This window comes from uncultured Microbulbifer sp., assembly GCF_913055755.1.
Taxonomy (GTDB): domain Bacteria; phylum Pseudomonadota; class Gammaproteobacteria; order Pseudomonadales; family Cellvibrionaceae; genus Microbulbifer.
In genome coordinates, this window is record NZ_CAJXKH010000022.1 from 18,940 (window position 1) to 39,014 (window position 20,075).

The 20,075-nt window shown below is 59.9% G+C and carries 16 protein-coding genes; all 16 read left to right on the forward strand.

The genetic code is table 11. The features are described 5' to 3' along the window. Positions 1-76 precede the first annotated feature (76 nt). Positions 77-2,848 carry a valine--tRNA ligase gene (locus QZ511_RS05985; protein WP_295800422.1) on the forward strand — a complete coding sequence of 924 codons (2,772 nt, stop codon included), beginning with the start codon at positions 77-79 and terminating at the stop codon, positions 2,846-2,848. A gap of 361 nt (positions 2,849-3,209) precedes the next feature. Continuing rightward, a complete protein-coding gene (locus tag QZ511_RS05990) occupies positions 3,210-3,614 on the forward strand; it encodes an NADH-quinone oxidoreductase subunit A (RefSeq protein ID WP_366935620.1) in 405 nt (134 codons plus the stop codon). 57 nt (positions 3,615-3,671) lie between these two features. Next, entirely contained in the window at positions 3,672-4,364 is a 693-nt protein-coding gene (locus QZ511_RS05995) for an NADH-quinone oxidoreductase subunit B family protein (RefSeq protein ID WP_295800427.1), read from the forward strand. Positions 4,365-4,380: 16 nt separating this feature from the next. After that, positions 4,381-6,207, forward strand: coding sequence for an NADH-quinone oxidoreductase subunit C/D (nuoC, locus tag QZ511_RS06000; protein ID WP_295800429.1), 1,827 nt, complete (start codon positions 4,381-4,383; stop codon positions 6,205-6,207). Between the two features lie 9 nt (positions 6,208-6,216). Next, on the forward strand, positions 6,217-6,750 hold the full coding sequence (nuoE, locus tag QZ511_RS06005) for an NADH-quinone oxidoreductase subunit NuoE (protein WP_295800432.1): 534 nt from the start codon (positions 6,217-6,219) through the stop codon (positions 6,748-6,750). After that, positions 6,737-8,062 carry an NADH-quinone oxidoreductase subunit NuoF gene (gene nuoF, locus QZ511_RS06010; protein WP_295800435.1) on the forward strand — a complete coding sequence of 442 codons (1,326 nt, stop codon included), beginning with the start codon at positions 6,737-6,739 and terminating at the stop codon, positions 8,060-8,062. Before nuoE ends, nuoF begins: the two co-directional genes overlap by 14 nt. Positions 8,063-8,162: 100 nt before the next feature. After that, positions 8,163-11,012: an NADH-quinone oxidoreductase subunit NuoG gene (gene nuoG / locus QZ511_RS06015; protein ID WP_295800439.1), complete on the forward strand. Its 2,850-nt coding sequence runs from the start codon at positions 8,163-8,165 to the stop codon at positions 11,010-11,012. Then, a complete protein-coding gene (nuoH, locus tag QZ511_RS06020; protein WP_295800441.1) occupies positions 11,012-11,977 on the forward strand; it encodes an NADH-quinone oxidoreductase subunit NuoH in 966 nt (321 codons plus the stop codon). The genes nuoG and nuoH overlap by 1 nt, the downstream gene beginning before the upstream one ends. A 25-nt stretch (positions 11,978-12,002) precedes the next feature. Further along, positions 12,003-12,521: an NADH-quinone oxidoreductase subunit NuoI gene (nuoI, locus tag QZ511_RS06025; RefSeq protein WP_295800444.1), complete on the forward strand. Its 519-nt coding sequence runs from the start codon at positions 12,003-12,005 to the stop codon at positions 12,519-12,521. A gap of 28 nt (positions 12,522-12,549) precedes the next feature. After that, positions 12,550-13,095, forward strand: a complete 546-nt coding sequence (gene nuoJ / locus QZ511_RS06030) for an NADH-quinone oxidoreductase subunit J (RefSeq protein WP_295800447.1) — start codon at positions 12,550-12,552, stop codon at positions 13,093-13,095. A gap of 5 nt (positions 13,096-13,100) precedes the next feature. Continuing rightward, entirely contained in the window at positions 13,101-13,409 is a 309-nt protein-coding gene (nuoK, locus tag QZ511_RS06035) for an NADH-quinone oxidoreductase subunit NuoK (RefSeq protein ID WP_295800463.1), read from the forward strand. Between the two features lie 11 nt (positions 13,410-13,420). Further along, a complete protein-coding gene (gene nuoL / locus QZ511_RS06040) occupies positions 13,421-15,298 on the forward strand; it encodes an NADH-quinone oxidoreductase subunit L (protein WP_295800450.1) in 1,878 nt (625 codons plus the stop codon). Then, entirely contained in the window at positions 15,295-16,815 is a 1,521-nt protein-coding gene (locus tag QZ511_RS06045; RefSeq protein ID WP_295800452.1) for a NuoM family protein, read from the forward strand. Before nuoL ends, QZ511_RS06045 begins: the two co-directional genes overlap by 4 nt. Next, complete coding sequence (locus QZ511_RS06050) at positions 16,812-18,395, forward strand: NADH-quinone oxidoreductase subunit N (protein ID WP_295800455.1); 1,584 nt, start codon at positions 16,812-16,814, stop codon at positions 18,393-18,395. The genes QZ511_RS06045 and QZ511_RS06050 overlap by 4 nt, the downstream gene beginning before the upstream one ends. 79 nt (positions 18,396-18,474) lie before the next feature. Beyond that, a complete protein-coding gene (locus QZ511_RS06055; RefSeq protein WP_295800458.1) occupies positions 18,475-18,933 on the forward strand; it encodes a hypothetical protein in 459 nt (152 codons plus the stop codon). A gap of 305 nt (positions 18,934-19,238) precedes the next feature. Next, positions 19,239-20,075, forward strand: an 837-nt coding sequence (locus QZ511_RS06060; RefSeq protein ID WP_295800460.1) for an Ig-like domain-containing protein, incomplete at its 3' end; no start/stop codon positions are given.

Here is a 20,075-nt window from a genome sequence, read left to right on the forward strand (position 1 = left end):
TTGACCGTCGCCCATTCCCGTCTTTGACTAGGATTTGCGCACGGCCAGGCCCTACAGACAAGGCATTCCCTCGCGCATGGACAAGACATACCAGCCCAACGCCATCGAACAACAGTGGTACAAAACCTGGGAACAGAGCGGCTACTTCAAGCCCTCCGGCGACACCCAGGCCGATCCCTACTGCATCATGATCCCGCCACCCAATGTGACCGGCAGCCTGCACATGGGCCACGGCTTCCAGGAATCCATCATGGACGCCCTGATCCGCTACCACCGCATGAAGGGTGACAACACCCTGTGGCAGGTGGGCACCGACCACGCCGGGATCGCCACCCAGATGGTGGTGGAGCGCCTGTTGAGTGCCGAGGGCAAGACCCGTCACGAGCTGGGCCGCGACAAGTTCATCGAGAAAGTGTGGGAGTGGAAGGAAGAGTCCGGCGGCAACATCACCCGCCAGCTGCGCCGCCTCGGCGCCAGCCCGGACTGGTCCCGCGAGCGCTTCACCATGGACGACGGCTTCTACAAAGCGGTGCAGGAAGTCTTTATCCGCCTGTATGAAGACGACCTGATCTACCGCGGCAAGCGCCTGGTGAACTGGGACCCGAAACTGCACACCGCGATTTCCGATCTTGAGGTACTGAACGAGGAAGAACAGGGCCACCTGTGGCACTTCCGTTACCCGCTGAGTGAAGGCTCCGGCCACCTCGTGGTCGCCACCACTCGTCCGGAAACCATGCTCGGCGATACCGCCGTGGCGGTGCACCCGGAAGACGAGCGCTACAAGCACCTGATCGGCAAGACCATCAAGCTGCCGCTCACCGACCGCGAGATCCCGATCATCGCCGACGACTACGTCGACCTGGCATTCGGTACCGGCTGCGTGAAGATCACCCCGGCCCACGACTTCAACGACTATGAAATGGGCCAGCGCCACGATCTGGAAATGATCAACATTCTGGACCAGGACGCCAACCTCAACGACAACGTGCCGGAAAAATACCGCGGTATGGAGCGCTTCGCCGCGCGTCAGCAGATCGTCGACGACCTGGATGCAATCGGCTGCCTGGAAAAGATTGAACCGCACACCCTGAAGGTGCCCCGCGGAGACCGCTCCGGTGTTGTCATCGAACCCTGGCTCACCGACCAGTGGTATGTGAAGACCCAGCCGCTGGCGGATGAGGCCATCAAGGTGGTGGAAGACGGCCAGGTCAATTTCGTGCCGAAAAACTACGAGAACATGTACTTCTCCTGGATGCGCGATATCCAGGACTGGTGTATTTCCCGCCAGCTGTGGTGGGGTCACCGCATCCCGGCGTGGTACGACAACGACGGTAACGTCTACGTCGGCCGCAGCGAGGAGGAAGTGCGCCAGAAACACAACCTGGGCGATATCGAGCTGCGCCAGGACGACGACGTCCTCGACACCTGGTTCTCCTCCGGGCTGTGGACCTTCGGTACCCTGGGCTGGCCGGAAGAAACCCCGGAGCTGGCGGCATTCCACCCTACCAGCGTGCTGGTGACCGGCTTCGACATCATCTTCTTCTGGGTCGCGCGCATGATGATGCTGACCCTGTATTTCAAGAAGGAAGTGCCCTTCCACACCGTGTACGTGCACGGTCTGGTGCGCGACAGCCACGGCCAGAAGATGTCCAAGTCCAAGGGCAATGTGCTCGACCCCATCGACCTGATCGACGGTATCGACCTGGAAAGCCTGGTAGCCAAGCGCACCACCGGCATGATGCAGCCGCACCTGCGCGAGAAGATCGAGAAGCAGACCCGCAAGGAATTCCCCGAAGGTCTCGCCGCTTACGGCACCGATGCCCTGCGTTACACCTACTACTCGCTGGCCTCCACCGGCCGCGATATCAAGTTCGACGTCGGCCGTATCGAGGGCTTCCGCAACTTCTGCAACAAGATCTGGAACGCGTCCCGCTACGTGCTGCAAAACTGTGAAGGACACGATTGCGGTCAGGACGGCAACGAGGACTTCGAGCTGTCCATCGCCGACCGCTGGATCATCTCCCTGCTGCAGCGCACCGAGATCACGGTGAAGGAAGCCATCGAAACCTACCGCTTCGACCTGGCCTCCCAGGCACTGTACGACTTTATCTGGGGCGAGTACTGCAGCTGGTACCTGGAGCTGTCCAAACCGGTACTGTGGGACGACAACGCCTCCGACGCAGTGAAGAAAGGCACCCGCCGCACCCTGATCCGCGTGCTGGAGACCATCCTGCGCCTGGCGCACCCGCTGATGCCGTTCATTACCGAGGAAATCTGGCAGCGCGTGAAAGACCTCGCGGGCCAGTCCGGCGATACCATCATGCTGCAGAAGTACCCGGAAGCGAACGAACACCGCATCGACGAAAATGCCGAGGCGGCCATCGCCTGGCTGAAGGGCGTGATCGAGGGCGTGCGCAATATTCGCGGTGAGATGAACATATCTCCGGCGAAGAAAATCCCGCTGATCCTGCGCAATGGCTCCGAGCGCGATGCAGACCTGCTGAAGCAGACCCGCAGCCTGCTGACCAAGCTGGCGAGCCTGGAGTCCATCGAATGGCTGGAAAAAGGCGCCGAGGCACCGGCTTCATCTACCGCGCTGGTGGGCGACCTGGAACTGCTGGTACCCATGGCCGGCCTGATCGACGTGGAAGCGGAAAGCGCCCGCGTTCAGAAAGAGCTGGACAAGCTCGACAAGGAACTCGCGCGCGTTGCCGGCAAACTGCAGAATCCGAAGTTTGTCGACAAGGCCCCGGAAGCAGTCGTTGCCAAAGAAAAGGCGAAACTCGCCGAGATGGAAAGTGCCCGGGCTCGCTTTGCCGAGCAGCTGGAGTCTCTCAAGAACCTTTGACAATGGTATTCGCTGCCCCCGCAGCGTCTCCATTGAAGCTGGTCCAGTGACGGCAAAGCACCGGGTGTTGGTTTTCAGAACCGATGTGAATGCATCCCCTGTAAACTGCGTCGGTGACATCCCTGTCGCCGACGCTTCTGAAAACAGCTACCCGGCACTTTGCCTTCAAGTTAAGTCAACCACTTCGTAAGCTTTTAAAGGCGTCCAGATTTGGGCGCCTTTTTTATTTGAGTTCGCGCCAGGCGTAATGCGGATTCCAGCACCGGACCGCCGCTGCGCCAGCTTAAAAACTCCGCCCCACTGAACGCTCCTGCACCCACGGACTACACTACGTGAAGAATAGCCACCCCTCTAAAGCTGAATGCCACTCCAAAGCATAAATACATACTGGCCACTGCTCGTCTATGTCCTGGCAGTAATGGCACTCATCGCCCTGATGCTCGGGCTGTCTCATACCCTGGGCCAAAAACGCAGAGACCCCGCCACCCACGAGCCTTACGAATCTGGCATCGTATCCGTCGGTGACGCCCATATCCGTATTTCCGTCGGCTACTACCTGGTTGCCATCCTTTTCGTCATATTCGACCTGGAAGCCGTGTATTTATTTACCTGGGCCATCGCCGTGCGCGAAGCCGGTTTGCCGGGACTCATCGAGGCGACTATTTTCATAGGGATTCTGCTCGCCGGGCTGATTTATCTCTGGCGCCTGGGAGCACTGGACTGGGGGCCGGAAATTCACCCCCGGGATACCGCAAAAAAGAAATAACCACTGAATCCCGCTCCTGCCCCGAAAAAATGTGCAGGAGCAATCAAGGAAGAAACCATGCGCTGGCAACTGACCCGTGCCGGACAAACTCCCGAGCATGACCCGCTCATCGCCACTGACAAAGAAAAAGCCGACAGCGATGCATTTTCCGAGGAAGTACGCAAAAACGTCCTGCTGGTAAAACTGGAAGAACTTGTCGCCTGGGGACGGGCCAACTCCCTGTGGCCATTCAATTTTGGCCTGTCCTGCTGCTACGTGGAAATGGCCACCGCCTTTACCAGCCGCCACGACCTCGCCCGCTTCGGCTCCGAAGTGATCCGCGCAACCCCGCGCCAGGCAGACCTGATCGTGATCTCCGGCACCGTGTTCATCAAAATGGCACCGGTCATCCAGCGCCTGTATGAACAGATGGTGGAGCCGCGCTGGGTGATCTCCATGGGCTCCTGCGCCAACTCCGGCGGCATGTACGACATCTACAGCGTGGTGCAGGGCGTGGATCGCTTTTTGCCGGTCGACGTTTACGTACCCGGTTGCCCACCGCGCCCCGAAGCGCTGATGCAGGGGCTGACCCTGTTACAGAAATCCGTAGCCAGTGAACGCCGCTCCCTCAGCTGGGTCGTAGATGAAAAGGGCGTGCAATCGATAGCCCGCAAGCAGCCGGTGAATTCCCTCGGCAAACCCAGCCAGCGGGACCAGCACCGGGAAGCGCGCATGGCGGCAACCAAATTGCGGCCTCCGGACAGCGTCTGAGCGGAGGCAGTTTGTCATGCACAGCGCAATCGCCCGCAGCCAGTTTCCGCCGAGCGCCTATGCCGATGCGGCGAAGGCATTTATCCACGACCTGGCACAGGAGTGTAAGGCGCAGCCGGAGCTGCACTACTGGCTGCAGCCGGATACCCGCCAGCTGCCCACAGCGTTCCCCACTCTGTGGATTGGCATCGCACACCTGTTGCCGTTTCTGCGCTGGCTCAAAAGCGGGATTTCCCGCCCGTTTCCGATGCTGTATGACCTGAGCGCCATCGATGAACGCCGGCGACAGCATCGCGGCGAGCGCGAGGCGCAACAACCGGAAAGTGATTTCACCCTGGTGTACCAACTGCTCTCGTTCGAGCGAGACCTGTTCATTGTCGTCAAGGTCGCGCTGAGTGAAGCCCACCTTTCCGCGCCCTCGGCCACACCGGTGTGGCGCTGCGCCAACTGGTACGAGCGGGAGGTGTGGGACCTGTTTGGCATCAACTTTATCGGTCATCCACATCTGACCCGTATCATGATGCCGCTCACCTGGCAGGGACACCCGCTGCGGAAGGAGCACCACGCCCGCGCCACAGAGGTGGACCCGTTCACATTGTCCGCGCACAAACAGCAAGAGGAACAGGAGGCGTTGCGTTTCCGCCCGGAGGAATGGGGCATGTCCCGCGCCGGTGACGCCAGCGAGTTTATGTTCCTGAACCTGGGACCGAATCACCCCAGTGTGCACGGGGTGTTTCGCGTGGCGCTGCAACTGGATGGCGAGCGCATTGTGGATGCGGTGCCGGATATCGGCTACCACCACCGCGGTGCAGAGAAAATGGCGGAGCGGCAGGCCTGGCACACCTACCTGCCCTATACCGACCGGGTGGATTACCTGGGCGGCGTGCTGAATAACCTGCCCTACGTGCTGGCGCTGGAGCAGCTCGCGGGCATTCAGGTGCCGGAACGGGCACAGGTGATCCGGGTGATGCTGTGCGAGCTGTTCCGGATATCCAGCCACCTGGTGTTTTATGGCACCTTTGCCCAGGACGTGGGCCAGATGTCACCGGTGTTTTACATGTTTGAAGACCGGGAAAAGCTGTTTGGCATTATCGAGGCAATTACCGGCGGGCGCATGCACCCCGCCTGGTTTCGCATAGGTGGCGTGGCCCAGGATTTGCCGGACGGATGGGAAAAACTGGTAAGAAATTTTGTCGACTACCTGCCGGCGCGCCTGCGGGAATACGACGGCATGGTACTGAAAAACCGAATCCTGCAGCAACGCACTCGCGGTATCGGGGCCTACGATACCCGCGATGCCATGGAATGGGGCGTCACCGGGCCCGCTCTTCGCGCCACCGGCCTGGAATGGGACCTGCGCAAACGGCGCCCCTACAGTGGCTACGATCAATTTGAATTTGATATTCCCACCTTCGACGGCGGCGACAGCTTTGACCGCTGCCGCGTGCGGGTGGAGGAAATCCGCCAGAGCCTGCGCATTATCCGCCAGTGTCTCGACAATATGCCCGCCGGGCACTACAAGTCGGACCACCCCCTGACCACGCCACCGCGCAAGCCGCGCACCATGGAGGACATCGAAACCCTGATTCAGCATTTCCTCAACAACAGCTGGGGGCCGGTGATGCCCACCGGCGAAACCTGTGCCCCGATTGAAGCCAGCAAGGGCCTGAACAGCTATCAAATGATCAGCGATGGCGGCACCAGTGCCTATCGCAACCGCATTCGCACCCCATCGTTCCCGCACCTGCAGATGATCCCGCAACTGTGCGGTGGGCTGTTTGTTTCCGACCTGATCGCGATTATCGCCAGCATCGATTTCGTGATGGCGGATGTGGATCGTTGAGGCCGGCCGATGAAAATTGCAAACACCAGTGAATTCCTGTCCGCAGAGGAAATCGCCGAGATTGAGCGGGAATTTGAAATTTATCCGACCCGGCGCGCCGCGGGCCTGGAAGCCCTGCGCATCGTGCAGAAGCACCGCGGCTGGGTCTCCGATGAAGCGCTGCAGGCGCTAGCGGCATTCCTGCAGGTCGACACCGCGGAACTGGAAAGCCTCGCCACCTATTACCAGCTGATATTCCGGCGCCCGGTCGGCAAGGCAGTAGTTTACTGCTGCAACAGTGCTAGCTGCTGGCTAATGGGGAGCCGGGACCTGCAACGGCAACTGCAAACCCGCCTGCAGGTTCGGCCCGGGCAGACCACCGATGATGGCAAAATCACACTGCTGGAAACGCCCTGCCTGGGCGACTGCGACCAGGCTCCGGTAATCATGGTGGGCACCGCCGGCGGCACCTATGAGATGCACCGACGGCTGACGACAGAGAAGCTCGAGGAACTGGTCAACGATTTGCAAAAGGTGTACGGGGGCAGCAGTGACGAACCCTGAGCCCCACTCTGTTCCCAATCCGCTGACGAAAAATATTACCGCGGACAATGTGGCAACCCCGATAGACCGCTACCGGGAAAATGATGGCTATTGCGGCCTGCTCAAGGCTCTAGAGCTGTCGCCACAAGCGGTGATCGACAGCGTACAGGCAGCGGGCTTGCGCGGCCGTGGCGGCGCCGGATTCAATACCGGCCTGAAATGGAGCTTCGTACCCGATCAGGACAAGGTGCCCGGCCCACGCTACCTGGTCTGCAATGCGGACGAGATGGAGCCGGGTACTTTCAAGGACCGGCTGCTGATGGAGCGCGATCCTCATTTGTTGCTGGAAGGCATGGCCATCGCCGCCTATGCCATCGGTGCCGAGCGCGCATTTATCTTTATTCGCGGCGAGTATTTTCTCGCGACTGAGCGGCTCCAGCGTGCGATCGACGAGGCCCGCGCCGCCGGGTTACTGGGAAAAAATATCGGCGGCAACCGGTTCAGCCTCGACATTTATCTCCACCGCAGCAGCGGCAATTATATTTGTGGCGAGGAAACCGCTCTGCTGAATGCGCTGGAGGGCAAGCGCGCAATCCCGCGTGCCAAGCCGCCATTTCCCCAGGTCAGTGGGCTCTGGGGACAGCCCACCGTGGTTAACAACGTGGAAACCCTGTGTAACCTGCCGCACCTGATTTCCCACGGAGAGGAATGGTACCGGCAGCTGGGGCGCCACAAGGATACCGGCACCAAGTTGTTCGGTGTCAGCGGTCGCGTGAAAAATCCCGGGGTCTGGGAACTGCCCATGGGTACCCCGGTGCGGGAAATCATCGAGCAATATGCTGGCGGCATGCTCGACGGATTTCGCCTGAAAGGCTTTTTACCCGGTGGCGGTTCCACCGATTTTCTCACTCCGGACCACCTCGACCTCGCCATGGACTACGATGTGATTGGCGAGGCCGGCAGCCGCATGGGCACCGGCACCATCACCATTTTGGATGATCACAGCTGCCCGCTGGGGCTTACCCTGAACCTGCAGCAGTTTTTCGCGCGGGAATCCTGCGGCTGGTGCACCCCCTGTCGCGACGGACTGCCGTGGGTAGTGGAAATTCTCACCCGGCTGGAATCGGGAAATGGGCGCGCACAGGACCTGGACCTACTGGAAGAGCTGGCCACGGGAATGGGCCCGGGCAATACCTTCTGCGCATTGGCGCCCGGTGCCGCAGAACCACTGCTCAGTGCGCTCAAGTATTTTCGCGAGGATTTCGAACGACATCTGCAATACGGCGGCTGTCCGTTCGCGGATGATCGCCGGGCGCTATTGCTGCCCGCGTGAATGCTTTGTTGGCCGCGCGTAATAAAGCTGACACCGGAAGGAAAAACAATAACCGGCGAGGATCGCCAAACCGCCACTCAAAATTCTACATAGATGTAACATGGCTAAAGTCACGATAACAATCGACGATCGGGAATATGAAGTAGATGAAGGACAGAACCTGCTCCATGCCTGCCTCGGTCTGAAAAAAAACCTGCCCTATTTCTGCTGGCACCCGGCCATGGGTTCCGTGGGTGCCTGCCGCCAGTGCGCCGTCATCGAATACATGGCTCGCGATGACACCCGCGGTAGACTCATCATCAGCTGTATGACACCGGTCAGGGACGGCGGCGTGTACAGCCTTGAAGACGAGCGGGCACAGTCATTCCGTGCCGGCATCATCGAAAAAATGATGGTCAATCACCCGCACGATTGCCCGGTATGTGAAGAGGGGGGCGAATGCCACCTGCAGGACATGACCCTGATGTCTGCACATACCATGCGCCGCTATAGTGGCCGTAAACGCACCTTCAACAATCAGAATCTCGGTCCATTCATCAACCATGAAATGAACCGCTGTATCACCTGCTATCGCTGTGTGCGCTATTACCAGGACTACGCCGGCGGCAGGGACCTGCAGGCCCTCGGGCGCAATCAGCAGGTGTATTTCGGCCGCGCCGAGGACGGACGCCTGGAAAACGGGTTCAGTGGCAACCTGGTGGAGGTCTGTCCCACCGGGGTATTTACCGACAAAACATTCAGCCGGCGCTTCGTGCGCAAATGGGATTTGCAGACTGCCCCCTCGGTATGTGAACACTGCGGTGTCGGCTGCAATACCGCCCCCGGGGCCAGGGACGATGGCAAGGGCGACCCGCGCAAACTTCGCCGCGTGGTCAATCTCTATCACCGCGACATCAACGGCTACTTCCTCTGCGACCGCGGCCGCTTCGGCTACGAATATGCAAACAGCCCGGAACGTATCCTGCAGCCGCTGCAGGCAGATACCCAGCCGCTGATCCAGTCGACCGCGGCTGCCGGTGAAAAGATCCACCGGCCGTTGCCACCACAGGATGCCGTCGCACAGCTCGCGGACATTATCGAAGAGGCCAGGCTGGGCAAGCGGCGCCTGCTGGGAATCGGGTCAACACGCACATCGCTGGAAAACAATTACGCGCTGAAAACCCTGGTGGGGCCGGCGAACTTTTATGCCGGCGTAAGCGCGGGAACACTGCAGCTTTTACACCTGGTCAATGCAATCCAGCAGGACCCGCAAATCCACAGTCCCAGCACCCCCGAGATCGAACAGGCGGACGCCGTCCTCATCCTCGGCGAAGATATCAGCAACACCGCGCCGCGCATTGCCCTCGCGGTGCGCCAGGCTGCCGCAGAACAACAAAGACAGCGTGCCCGGGCACTGGATATTCCCCTGTGGCAGGACGCCTCGGTGCGCCAGCTCGACAGCCCGCCCACCCCGATTTTCATTGCCGCAGTGGAAGGCACCGACCTCGACGGCATCGCGCGGGAAACCGTTTACGCGACACCCGACGAGATTGCCGAGTTAGCACTCGAGGTCGTGAATCAGTTACCGGGTGCTGTGACTGAAAGCCAGACTGAAGCGTCTGACAGTCTTGCCACGCAGATTGCCCGGGCACTGGCCAGTGCACGCAAACCGCTGATCGTATGCGGCTGCGGGCTGCAATCCCCGGCACTGCTCCGCGCAGCCGCTGCGCTTGCCAAGGCATTGGCCGCAAACCCGGTGAATAGTGAGGGCACCGCAAGCTGCGCGCTGTACCTGGCCTGTGCGGACGCCAACAGCCTGGGGCTGACGCAGCTGTGCAGCGAACAACAGCACCTGGAGCAGCTGCTCTCAGAAACGGCGCAGGAGAATTCGCTGCCCTCCACACTGCTGGCAATGGAGGTAGACCTGTTCTGGCAACTGCCAGACGAGCAGGCTGCGCGAATACTGCACGGCAACCAGCTGATCCAGCTGGATAGCCTCTACAACCACACCTCGCGATTTGCGCAACTGTTATTGCCGTCCGCGGCTACCCCGGAATCCGAAGGCACCTTCGTCAACAGCAGCGGACTGGCCCAGCGCTACTACACCGTGTATGAGCCCAGTGGCTACATTCAGGAGAGCTGGCGCTGGCTCGCCAATGCCACGGCAGCCTGTGCCGCACGAGCCGGCGGTGTGGAAAAAATCCCCGCCCTGGCGGACATGGCCCAGTGGCAACACGTCACCCAGGTCAGTGCGGCAATGGCCGCGGGTATTCCGCAACTGTCGCCGCTGTCGGAACTGGGGCCGGACTGGAATACGCTGGTGGCCGGCGCGCCGGTTGCCCGCCAGTCGCACCGTTTCAGTGGCCGCACCGCGTTGCAGGCAGAAGTGGCAGTCGCGGAACAGCCACCACCCCGGGACCCCGACGCACCAATGGCATTTTCCATGGAAGGCATCCAGTTTGCCGGCTATTCCCCTCTGCAGGCGAACATCTGGGCACCGGGGTGGAATTCCGACCAGGCGATACACAAGTTCCAGAACCAGCCCGGTGGTGAACGTGCCCCCGCTGCCAGCGGCCAGTCCCTGCGACGCGCTACCAAAGTATTCGAAATACAGGTGACAGATACCGGCGTGCCGAAAACACCTGTCAATGCGGATCTGCTGACCACGCTGCCCCTTTACCGGCTTTTTGGTTCCGGAGAACTCAGTCGCCGCGCCCGCTCGATTGCAACCGTTGTGGGGCAGGCCTTTGTACACCTGCATCCCGACGATGCCCGCGCACTTGCCCTGTGTGCCGGAGAGCAGGTGTGCTTGCCTGGAAGCGATACCACTTTTGAAGTCAAAATTACTGCGGTCGCTCCGCAGCGCTGTATCGGTATCAGCGCTGGGTACAGCTCCCCCCAGGCAGTCGTGGCAATGTCACCGCAAGATATTCGCCCATTCGTCGAAAACCCACAGGGGAATTCCAGCTGATGCCTGCGACAACCGGGGAAGCCGTCCACCTTGTGCTGAATATCTTCGGCATACTGCTCGCTGCGGTAGTCGCCGCGGCGCTGCTTACCTGGGTGGAGCGACGACTGCTGGGGTTCTGGCAGGACCGCCCCGGCCCCAACCGCGTGGGCCCCTTTGGGCTGCTGCAGGTGGTTGCCGATATGCTGAAACTTTTTTTCAAGGAAGATTTCCTTCCGCGCTTTGCCGATATTCCGGTCTTCGTACTGGCACCGGTGATCGTTATGGCGGCGATGCTGCTGGGGTTTGCGGTAATTCCATTTGCCCCGCACATAGGCGTCATTGATCTCAATATCGGCTTGTTGTTTTTCTTCGCCATGAGTGCCATGGCGGTCTACAGCGTGGTGCTCGGGGCCTACGCGTCCAACAATAAATACGCACTGCTGGGCGGACTGCGCGCGGCGGCACAGACGGTGAGTTACGAAGTTTTCATGGGGCTCAGCCTGATGGGCGTGGTGATGCTGGCGGGCAGCTTTGACCTCCGCACCATCGTGCTGGCACAGCGCGACGGCTGGTTTATCCTGCCGCAGTTCCTCGGCTTCGCCATCTTCCTGATCGCGGGCATTGCCGAAAGCCACCGCCTGCCCTTCGACCTGCCGGAAGCGGAACACGAACTGACTGCCGGCTTCCACACCGAATACTCCGGCATGAAATTCGGCATGTTCTTTGTCGGGGAATACCTGTCCATACTGCTGATCTCGTCACTGATCACTACCCTGTTTCTCGGTGGCTGGCTGGGTCCATGGCTGCCACCGCTGGTCTGGTTCCTGTTGAAAATGTCGTTGCTGGTGGCGCTATTCATTCTGCTGCGCGGTGCCCTGCCCCGCCCCCGCTACGACCAGCTGATGTCCTTTGGCTGGAAGTGGATGCTGCCACTAGCACTGCTCAATTTACTGGTTACCGGGGGGCTACTGTTGTGGCGCGGGTGACGGCAGGCCATCGGGGAGGTGTCGCGTGATCTCCAGTCTGCTGCGCAGCCTGTGGCTGGTGTTTCGCCACCTGTTCCGCCGCAATGTCACGGTGCAGTATCCGGATGAACAACCCTATCTGCCCCCCCGCTATCGGGGCCGCATCGTACTGACCCGGGACCCGGACGGCGACGAGCGCTGTGTCGCGTGCAACCTGTGTGCGGTGGCCTGTCCACCAGACTGCATTTCCCTGCAAAAAACTGAAGACGAAGATGGGCGCTGGCGCCCAGAATTTTTCCGCATCAATTTTTCCCGCTGCATCATGTGCGGCCTGTGTGAGGACGCCTGCCCCACCTATGCCATACAGCTCACTCCGGATTTCGAAATGAGTGAATACGACCGCCAGAACATGGTGTACGAAAAGGAAGACCTGCTGATCAACGGGCCGGGGAAATATCACGAGTACAGCTTTTACCGCGTTGCCGGCAAGGCCATTGCGGGCAAGGGAAAAGGCCAGGGCCTGAATGAGAAGAAACCCGTGGACCTGCACGACCTGAACCTCTGACGAGGGCAACCGGGAGCACTATCGAGCCATGATCGAAAACAGCGCTTTCTATCTGACAGCAACCATTGCCATTGCAGCGACCACCCTGGTCATCTGCAGCCGCAATGCGGTGCATGCCCTGCTTTGGCTGATTGTTTCCCTGCTCGCCACTGCGGTCATATTTTTTCAGCTGGGCGCGCCGCTGGCGGCAGCACTGGAAGTCATCGTCTATGCCGGCGCGATTCTGGTACTGATGGTATTTGTGATCATGCTGTTGAACCAGGGGCAGGCGGCCGTGACCCGGGAAAGTGAGTGGTTGCGCGGGCAAAACTGGCTGGGGCCGACACTGCTGACAGCTATTCTTTTGCTGCAGATGCTTTACCTGTTGTGGAGCGGAACAGGCAACGAGGATCTCGCGGGAGCGGCGGTTGCCCGCAGCGACACCTCACCGAAAGCGGTGGGGCTGGCCATGTTCAGCGAATACCTGCTGGCGGTAGAGCTGGCCTCGCTGCTGTTACTTGCGGGGCTGGTGGGTGCCTGCCACCTCGCACGCCACCCCGGTAGAAATGGCGCGGCCGGTGGAGGTAGCGCGTGAACGGCCTGGCGCAGATCCCACTGGCGCACGGTCTCGTCCTGGCCGCGATACTTTTCTGCATCGGCCTCGCCGGACTGCTAGTGCGCCGCAACGTGCTGTTCATGCTGATGAGCCTGGAGATCTGCACCAATGCCAGCGCGCTGGCATTTGTCGTCGCCGGCGCGCATCACGGTAGTGTGCACGGCCAGGTGATGTTCCTGTTCATCATCACACTGGCGGCAGCGGAGGCCGCCATTGCGCTGGCCCTGGTACTGCAGCTTTACCGGCACAAACACTCGGTCGATATCGATCAGCTGAACGCAATGCGGGGCTAGCAGGCATGCACATGCTGACTCTCTGGATTCCGCTGTTCCCACTACTGGGTTTCCTGCTGCTCGGCAGTTTTCCTCTTTGGAACAGCCGCGAACCCGACGAAAAGGTAACTGTAGTGATCGGTGTCGGCAGTGTCGCCCTGGCGGCCCTGGCCACCGCAATACTCTGTGTACAGTTTTATTCCCAGGACGGTATCGCGCTGCAACAGCCGCTCTGGCAGTGGCTGTATTTTTCCACCGGCAGCGCGGAAATCCGCTTCCAGTTCGGCCTGCATTTTGATGCCCTGAGCGCGGTGATGGCCTGCATAATCACCGGGGTTGGTGTCCTGATCCATCTGTACGCCGCGGGTTATATGCATGGGGACGGCAGCTATCGCCGCTTTTTCGCCTATCTGAACCTGTTTGTCTTCTCCATGCTGGTACTGGTACTGGCGGATAACCTGGTGTTGCTTTACCTCGGCTGGGAAGGGGTGGGCCTGTGCAGCTATCTGTTGATCGGTTTCTGGTATCGCAACCCGGACAACGGACTGGCCGCGCGCAAGGCATTTGTCATCACCCGTATCGGCGACACTGCAATGCTGGTTGGGCTGATCCTGCTGCTGCGGGAATTCGGGACCCTGGAGATCGGGCAATTGCTGGAGATGTCGCGTTCCCCGGCAGCGGATCCGGCGGCGATGACTCTGGCATCACTGCTGCTACTGGGGGGCGCGGTGGGCAAATCGGCCCAGGTTCCCCTGCAAACCTGGCTACCGGATGCCATGGCCGGCCCCACGCCGGTCAGTGCCCTGATTCACGCCGCCACCATGGTGACCGCCGGTGTCTACCTGATCGCGCGCTGTCACGACCTGTTTCTGCGCTCGGACCTGGCGATGATTGCCATCGCCAGCATCGGCACCCTGACCCTGTTGCTTGCGGGTATCAGCGCACTGGTGCAGACCGACCTGAAACGGATTCTGGCCTATTCCACCATCAGCCAGCTGGGTTACATGTTTCTGGGGCTGGGTGCCGGCGCCTTCTCCGCCGCGATCTTTCACCTGATGACCCACGCCTTTTTCAAGGCGCTGCTGTTTCTCGCTGCCGGTAGCGTCATCCTCAGCCTGCATCACGAACAGGACGTTCGCTTGATGGGCGGGCTCCGCAAAAAACTGCCGCTGGCCTTTTTCGCCTTCGCCGCCGGCTGTGCCGCACTGGCAGCGCTGCCATTCACCTCCGGCTATTTCAGCAAGGACCTGCTGCTATTGCAGAGCTGGGAGAATTTCGACGGCGCCAACCCGTTTTGGGCCGGCGGTATTGTCGGCGCGCTGATTACCGGCATGTACAGTTTCCGGCTGCTCTACCTGGTATTTTTTGGCCCCGCTGGTCGTGCCAGCCAGCAGTGCAAACCGGTGCGCAGCCGGGCCATGGCACCGCCACTGCTGTTACTCGGTCTGCTGGCGCTGTTCGGTGGTGCCATCCCACTGCACCTTGAGGATATTTTCGGCGCCCCTGCCGAGTACGCCGCTCCGCACTGGATAGAGTGGCTGGCGATTGCCATGCCCCTCTTGGGAATTGGCTTGTGGTATGCCTTTCACCGCACCTCGCAGCGCGCGCAAGAAATCACTGAAAGCCAATCCGGATTACGACGCTGGCTGCAACAAGGCTGGGGTTTTGACCGGCTGTATGAACTTCTGTTTGTGCTGCCGCTGCAGACGCTGTCACACCTGAACCGCCGCGACCTGTTCGACGGTATCTTCCGGCTGATCGGCGCACTCTGCCTGCAACTGAACCTGTGGCTCAGCCGCGCGCAATCCGGACTGCTGCGCAGTTACATCGGTGTTATTGCCGCGGGTATTGTCGCGGTGCTGCTTATTGCGTACCTGGCGCTAAGGCTGGCTTCAGGGGTGGCCGCATGATTCTGCTGGCCGTATTACTGATACTGACTGCCGGTGCGCTGCTCGCGTGCCCGCTGGAAAAGCTGCGCGCCGGCAGCAGTCGCACGCTCGCAATTGCCGTGCAACTGGTCGCAATGCTGCTGTTGTGTGGCTATTTCCCCCATCTGGAGCCCGCATCATTCACCGCCAGTGCATGGCCGCAACAGCTTTTCTGGGACGAAATACGCCAGCCGTGGATCCCGAGATTTGGTATCAGTTTCCATCTGGCCATTGATGGACTGGGATTCCTGATGCTGGTACTTACCCTGGCCACCGGTCTGTTCGGACTCGCCATCAGCGGCGGTCAGATACAGCATCGTGTGGGCTTCTTTCACTGCAATTACCTGCTGGCCATCGCCGGGGTGGTCGGGGTATTTACCGCGCTGGACCTGTTCCTGTTCTTCTTTTTCTGGGAGGTGATGCTGATCCCCATGTTGCTGCTGATCGCAATCTGGGGATATGAAAACAGAACCTACGCCGCGATCAAGTTTTTTATCTTCACCCAGGCCAGCAGCCTGCTCATGTTGGCCGCCATGGTGGCGCTGGCGTATTTCCATTTCCGGCAGAGCGGCACCATCACCTTTGCGCTGGAGGACCTTACCGGAAACCGGCTATCGGGTGGTTTACAGTTCTGGATCATGCTGGGATTTTTTCTCGCCTTCACCGTCAAGTTACCCGCGGTTCCCCTGCACCCGTGGCTGCCCGACGCCCACACCCAGGCACCCACCGCAGCAAGTATTCTGCTGGCGGCGGTACTGCTGAAAACCGGGGCCTATGGCTTGTTGCGGTTTGCACTGCCGCTGTTTCCCGAGGCCAGCCACTCCTTTGCGCCGATTGCCATGGCGGTCGGCGCCGCGAGCATTATCTACGGTGCACTGATGGCCTTTTCCCAACAGGATGTAAAACGACTGGTCGCCTATTCCAGTGTCAGCCATATGGGATTTGTGTTGCTGGGGATTTACACCTTCAACACCCTGGCCATACAGGGCGCGGTAATGCAGATGCTGGCCCACGGCATCAGTAGCGCCGCGCTGTTCGGCATTGTCGGCAAACTGCAACAGCGGCTGCACACTCGCAACATGGCAGAAATGGGCGGACTCTGGGCGGCGTTTCCGCGCCTTGGCGCGGTGGCCATGTTCTTCACCATGGCCGCAGTCGGCCTGCCGGGGCTGGGAAATTTCGTCGGTGAATTTCTGGTGCTTGCAGGTACATTCACAGCGCAGCCGGCGTTCACGGCAGTGGCCGCGCTCGGCCTGGTCGGTGCGGCGCTGTATGGTCTGCGCATGATCCAGCAGGTTTTTTTTGGCAGTTTGCACGATGACGACATAGCGGCAGCAGATATTCGACGGAACAATCTTGCGCTATTCGCGACCGCGGCGTTGATCCTGCTGTGGATCGGGCTCTACCCGCAGCCGGTTTTGAACCAGGTGCGGCCCTGGGTCGACGGAATTGTGCAGCAACCCGCAGCCACTGCAACGGCTACAGCGGAGGCGCCATGAACCCGTCACAGCTGCTCGCACTGAGTCCGCTGCTGATCTTAACCGGCGGTATCGTACTGCTGTTATTACAGGTGGCATTTTTCCGCGGCCACCGCGGTGCCGTCGCGGCCACCCTGCTGGTGCTGGTGCTTGCCGCAGCGAGCTGCATAATTGTCCTCAGTACCCTGCCCGCCACAGGCATTGCTGTTACCGGGCTGATGCAGGTAGACAGGTTCGGCCTGTTTATCTGCCTGCTGAATATTCTTGCCGCTGCGGTGGTGACCCTGCTGGGGTTTCACTACCTGCGCGCGCGCCTGGGCGATCGCGCCACCATCACCGACAGTCGCGAGAGCTACCCGGAAGAATTCTATATTCTGCTGTTACTGGCGCTAGCGGGTGGCTGCGCTCTGGTTTTTTGCAACCACTTTGCCAGCTTTTTCCTGGCACTGGAGCTGATGGGGATGGCGTTCTATCCGCTGCTGGCATTTTCCGTACACGGGGATCGCTCGCCGCAACGGGATCAGTTGCTATCGCTGGAGTCCGGACTCAAATACCTGTTGCTTTCGGCACTGGCAACGGTAACCGGTCTATTTGGTATCGCCCTGATGTTTGCCGCCAGCGGTTCGCTGAGCTTTTCCGCAGGCGGAAGCGGAATTTTCCCGGAGCACATGTACCTGGGTGGTCTGGTACTTTTTCTGGTCGCCGCACTGTTCAAGTTGTCCCTGGTGCCCTTTCACCAGTGGACTCCCGACGTGTACCAGGGGGCCCCGACGCCGGTCACGGCCCTGATCTCGACCCTGGGCAAGGGCGCGCTGGTTGCCATATTACTGAAATTTTTTCAGCATCTCGGGCTGTACGGCAACGATGCGGCAAACCTGCTGCTGGCAATACTGGCGGCCACCAGCATGCTGGTGGGCAACCTGTTGGCACTGCGGCAGACGAATATCAAACGACTGCTGGCATACAGCTCCATTGCGCATATTGGCTACCTGTTTGTGGCTTTTCTGGTGGGCGACCAGGCCATTGGCAATGAAGCGGTCACCTACTATCTGGTGGCCTACGTGGTCACAACCCTGTGCGCGTTTGCCGCAGTCAGTCTCGCCGCGGACTCGACATTGCCCCATATTCCCGGCGGCCCACTGCCCCTGCACAAGCGGGAAAAGGATCCGTTCCAGAAAGCCTTTTACCGCGGGCTGCTGTGGCGCTCACCCACCCTCGCCCTGTGTTTTGCCACCGCGTTGTTGTCCCTGGCCGGGATTCCGCTGACGCTGGGTTTTGTAGGCAAGTTCTACCTGTTTAGCGCCGGCATCAACGGGCAGCTTTGGTGGCTGGTGGCAGCACTGATAATCGGCAGTGCGCTGGGTTTGTACTACTACCTCGGGCTACTTCTAACACTGTTCCAGCGCGAGGATAAAAGCGGTTCCGGCGAAGTCGGAACACCGCCGGCAGCAGCCGGAAAAGTCCATCCTGGACAGCCAGAGCTTACCACTCCGCTGCCCATCGCATTTTCCGGCCGGCTTATTCTCTTTTTATTGACCATTCTGTTATTACTTTTCGGGATTTACCCGCAACCCTTGATCAACTGGATAATTGCACTATAACCATAGGAGGCGTTACTTTCTTCCATTGAGGTGTTCGCCGGAAAACTATAATGAACTTGTGCAACAGGCAGGCGCAGTGATGAAAACATTCAAACAGGCCCACGAAGTCCTTAAAGACGCCCAGAAATTCCACCTGGATATGGCGGGGATTTACCGCCAATTGCTGGAAAATGCAGAGGACAACCGCACCAAATTGTTGCTGGAGCACCTTTACGAACACGAATTGCGCATGGCCAACAACCTGAAGAACTACGGCGCGGTGGCCAAACACAAGGTCATGCAGACCTGGCTGCAGTACACCTCGGAGGAATCGGCAACAGACCTGGTGAAAAACCAGTACCTGAGCGACAAACCCAGTATCGATGAAATCAACAAGCTGGGGCAGGAAGTCGACCGCTATTTCTCCGATCTGTATCAGACGGTATACGGCTCCATAGAATCGGAAGAGGTCCGCGAGGTTTTCGACAACCTCAAGCAGATTCAGGACAAGGAGCGCATTACGTTGTCCAAGGCCACCAACTCACTCTGGGACATGTAGCCCCTTCTCCGTATATTTTCTGACCACCCCTGCTGCACTCTCGCCGGGAGGGGCAATCCCATTTGCAGCAGTTTTCCGCCCCCAACACACAGCCCCAGCGTCTCGACACAACGTGACTCGCCACTCAATCCGGACAGAAAATCTCCGTGTCTGGCGCCCTATTCCGCCCTTGTTACCGTCTGGTGAAGCTTTACGGTTGCCCCGAGCGCGCACCATTGCTATTTTGACAGCGATGTCATTTTGGCGGCGCCGAGGTGCTTGCGTCGTATTCCAATAAAAATAATCTCCCGCAAGGTGAACAAATCATGCTCAACAACAGGCTAAAGCTCGGCGTTATCGCCGCGGCAATGCTATCTGCCGGACACAGCCATGCCGCTGTGGACTGTACCAATCTCCCCGAATGGAATGCCGCATCCTCGTATTCCGGTGGTGCCCTGGTGCAATACAACGACAATGCCTACGAGGCGAACTGGTGGTCAAATAACCGCAATCCGGAGCAGTACTCCGGCCAGTACCAGGAGTGGTCCCTGCTGGGTAACTGCGGCAGCGTCACCGATCCCGACCCGGTACCGCCCACGGGTTCAATTACCGCGCCGCTGGCGGGCACGACCACAAACGAAAATGACAGCGTTATCATTCAGGTCACTGCCGGCGATACCGACGGCCAGGTGGTATCTGTCGCCTTCTACGTCGATGGCGCCCTGATCGCTACCGATACCGCCGCGCCCTGGGAGGCCAGCTGGACCGCGGTTGCGGGAACCCCGATCCTGACCGCGGTGATCAGCGACAACGACGCACTCGAGATCACCACCGCCGCGGTTTCCATTACCGTGGAAGAGCCGGCGGTTATTGACCCGGTCGCCCCCAGCGTCAGCCTGAACACACCGACAGACGGCTCCAGCCATACCACCGGCGACAACCTGAGCATTTCCGCCAGCGCCAGCGATAGCGACGGCGCCGTCAGCAAAGTGGAGTTCTTTGTCGACGGCACCCTGGTCGCCACCGACACCAGCGCGCCCTACACCACCAGCTGGACCGCGACGCTCGGCGACCACGAGATCTCCGCCGTGGCCACCGACAGTGACAACCTGACCGCCAGTGCCAAAAGCAGCATCTCCGTCAGCGACGACAGCGACCCGGTT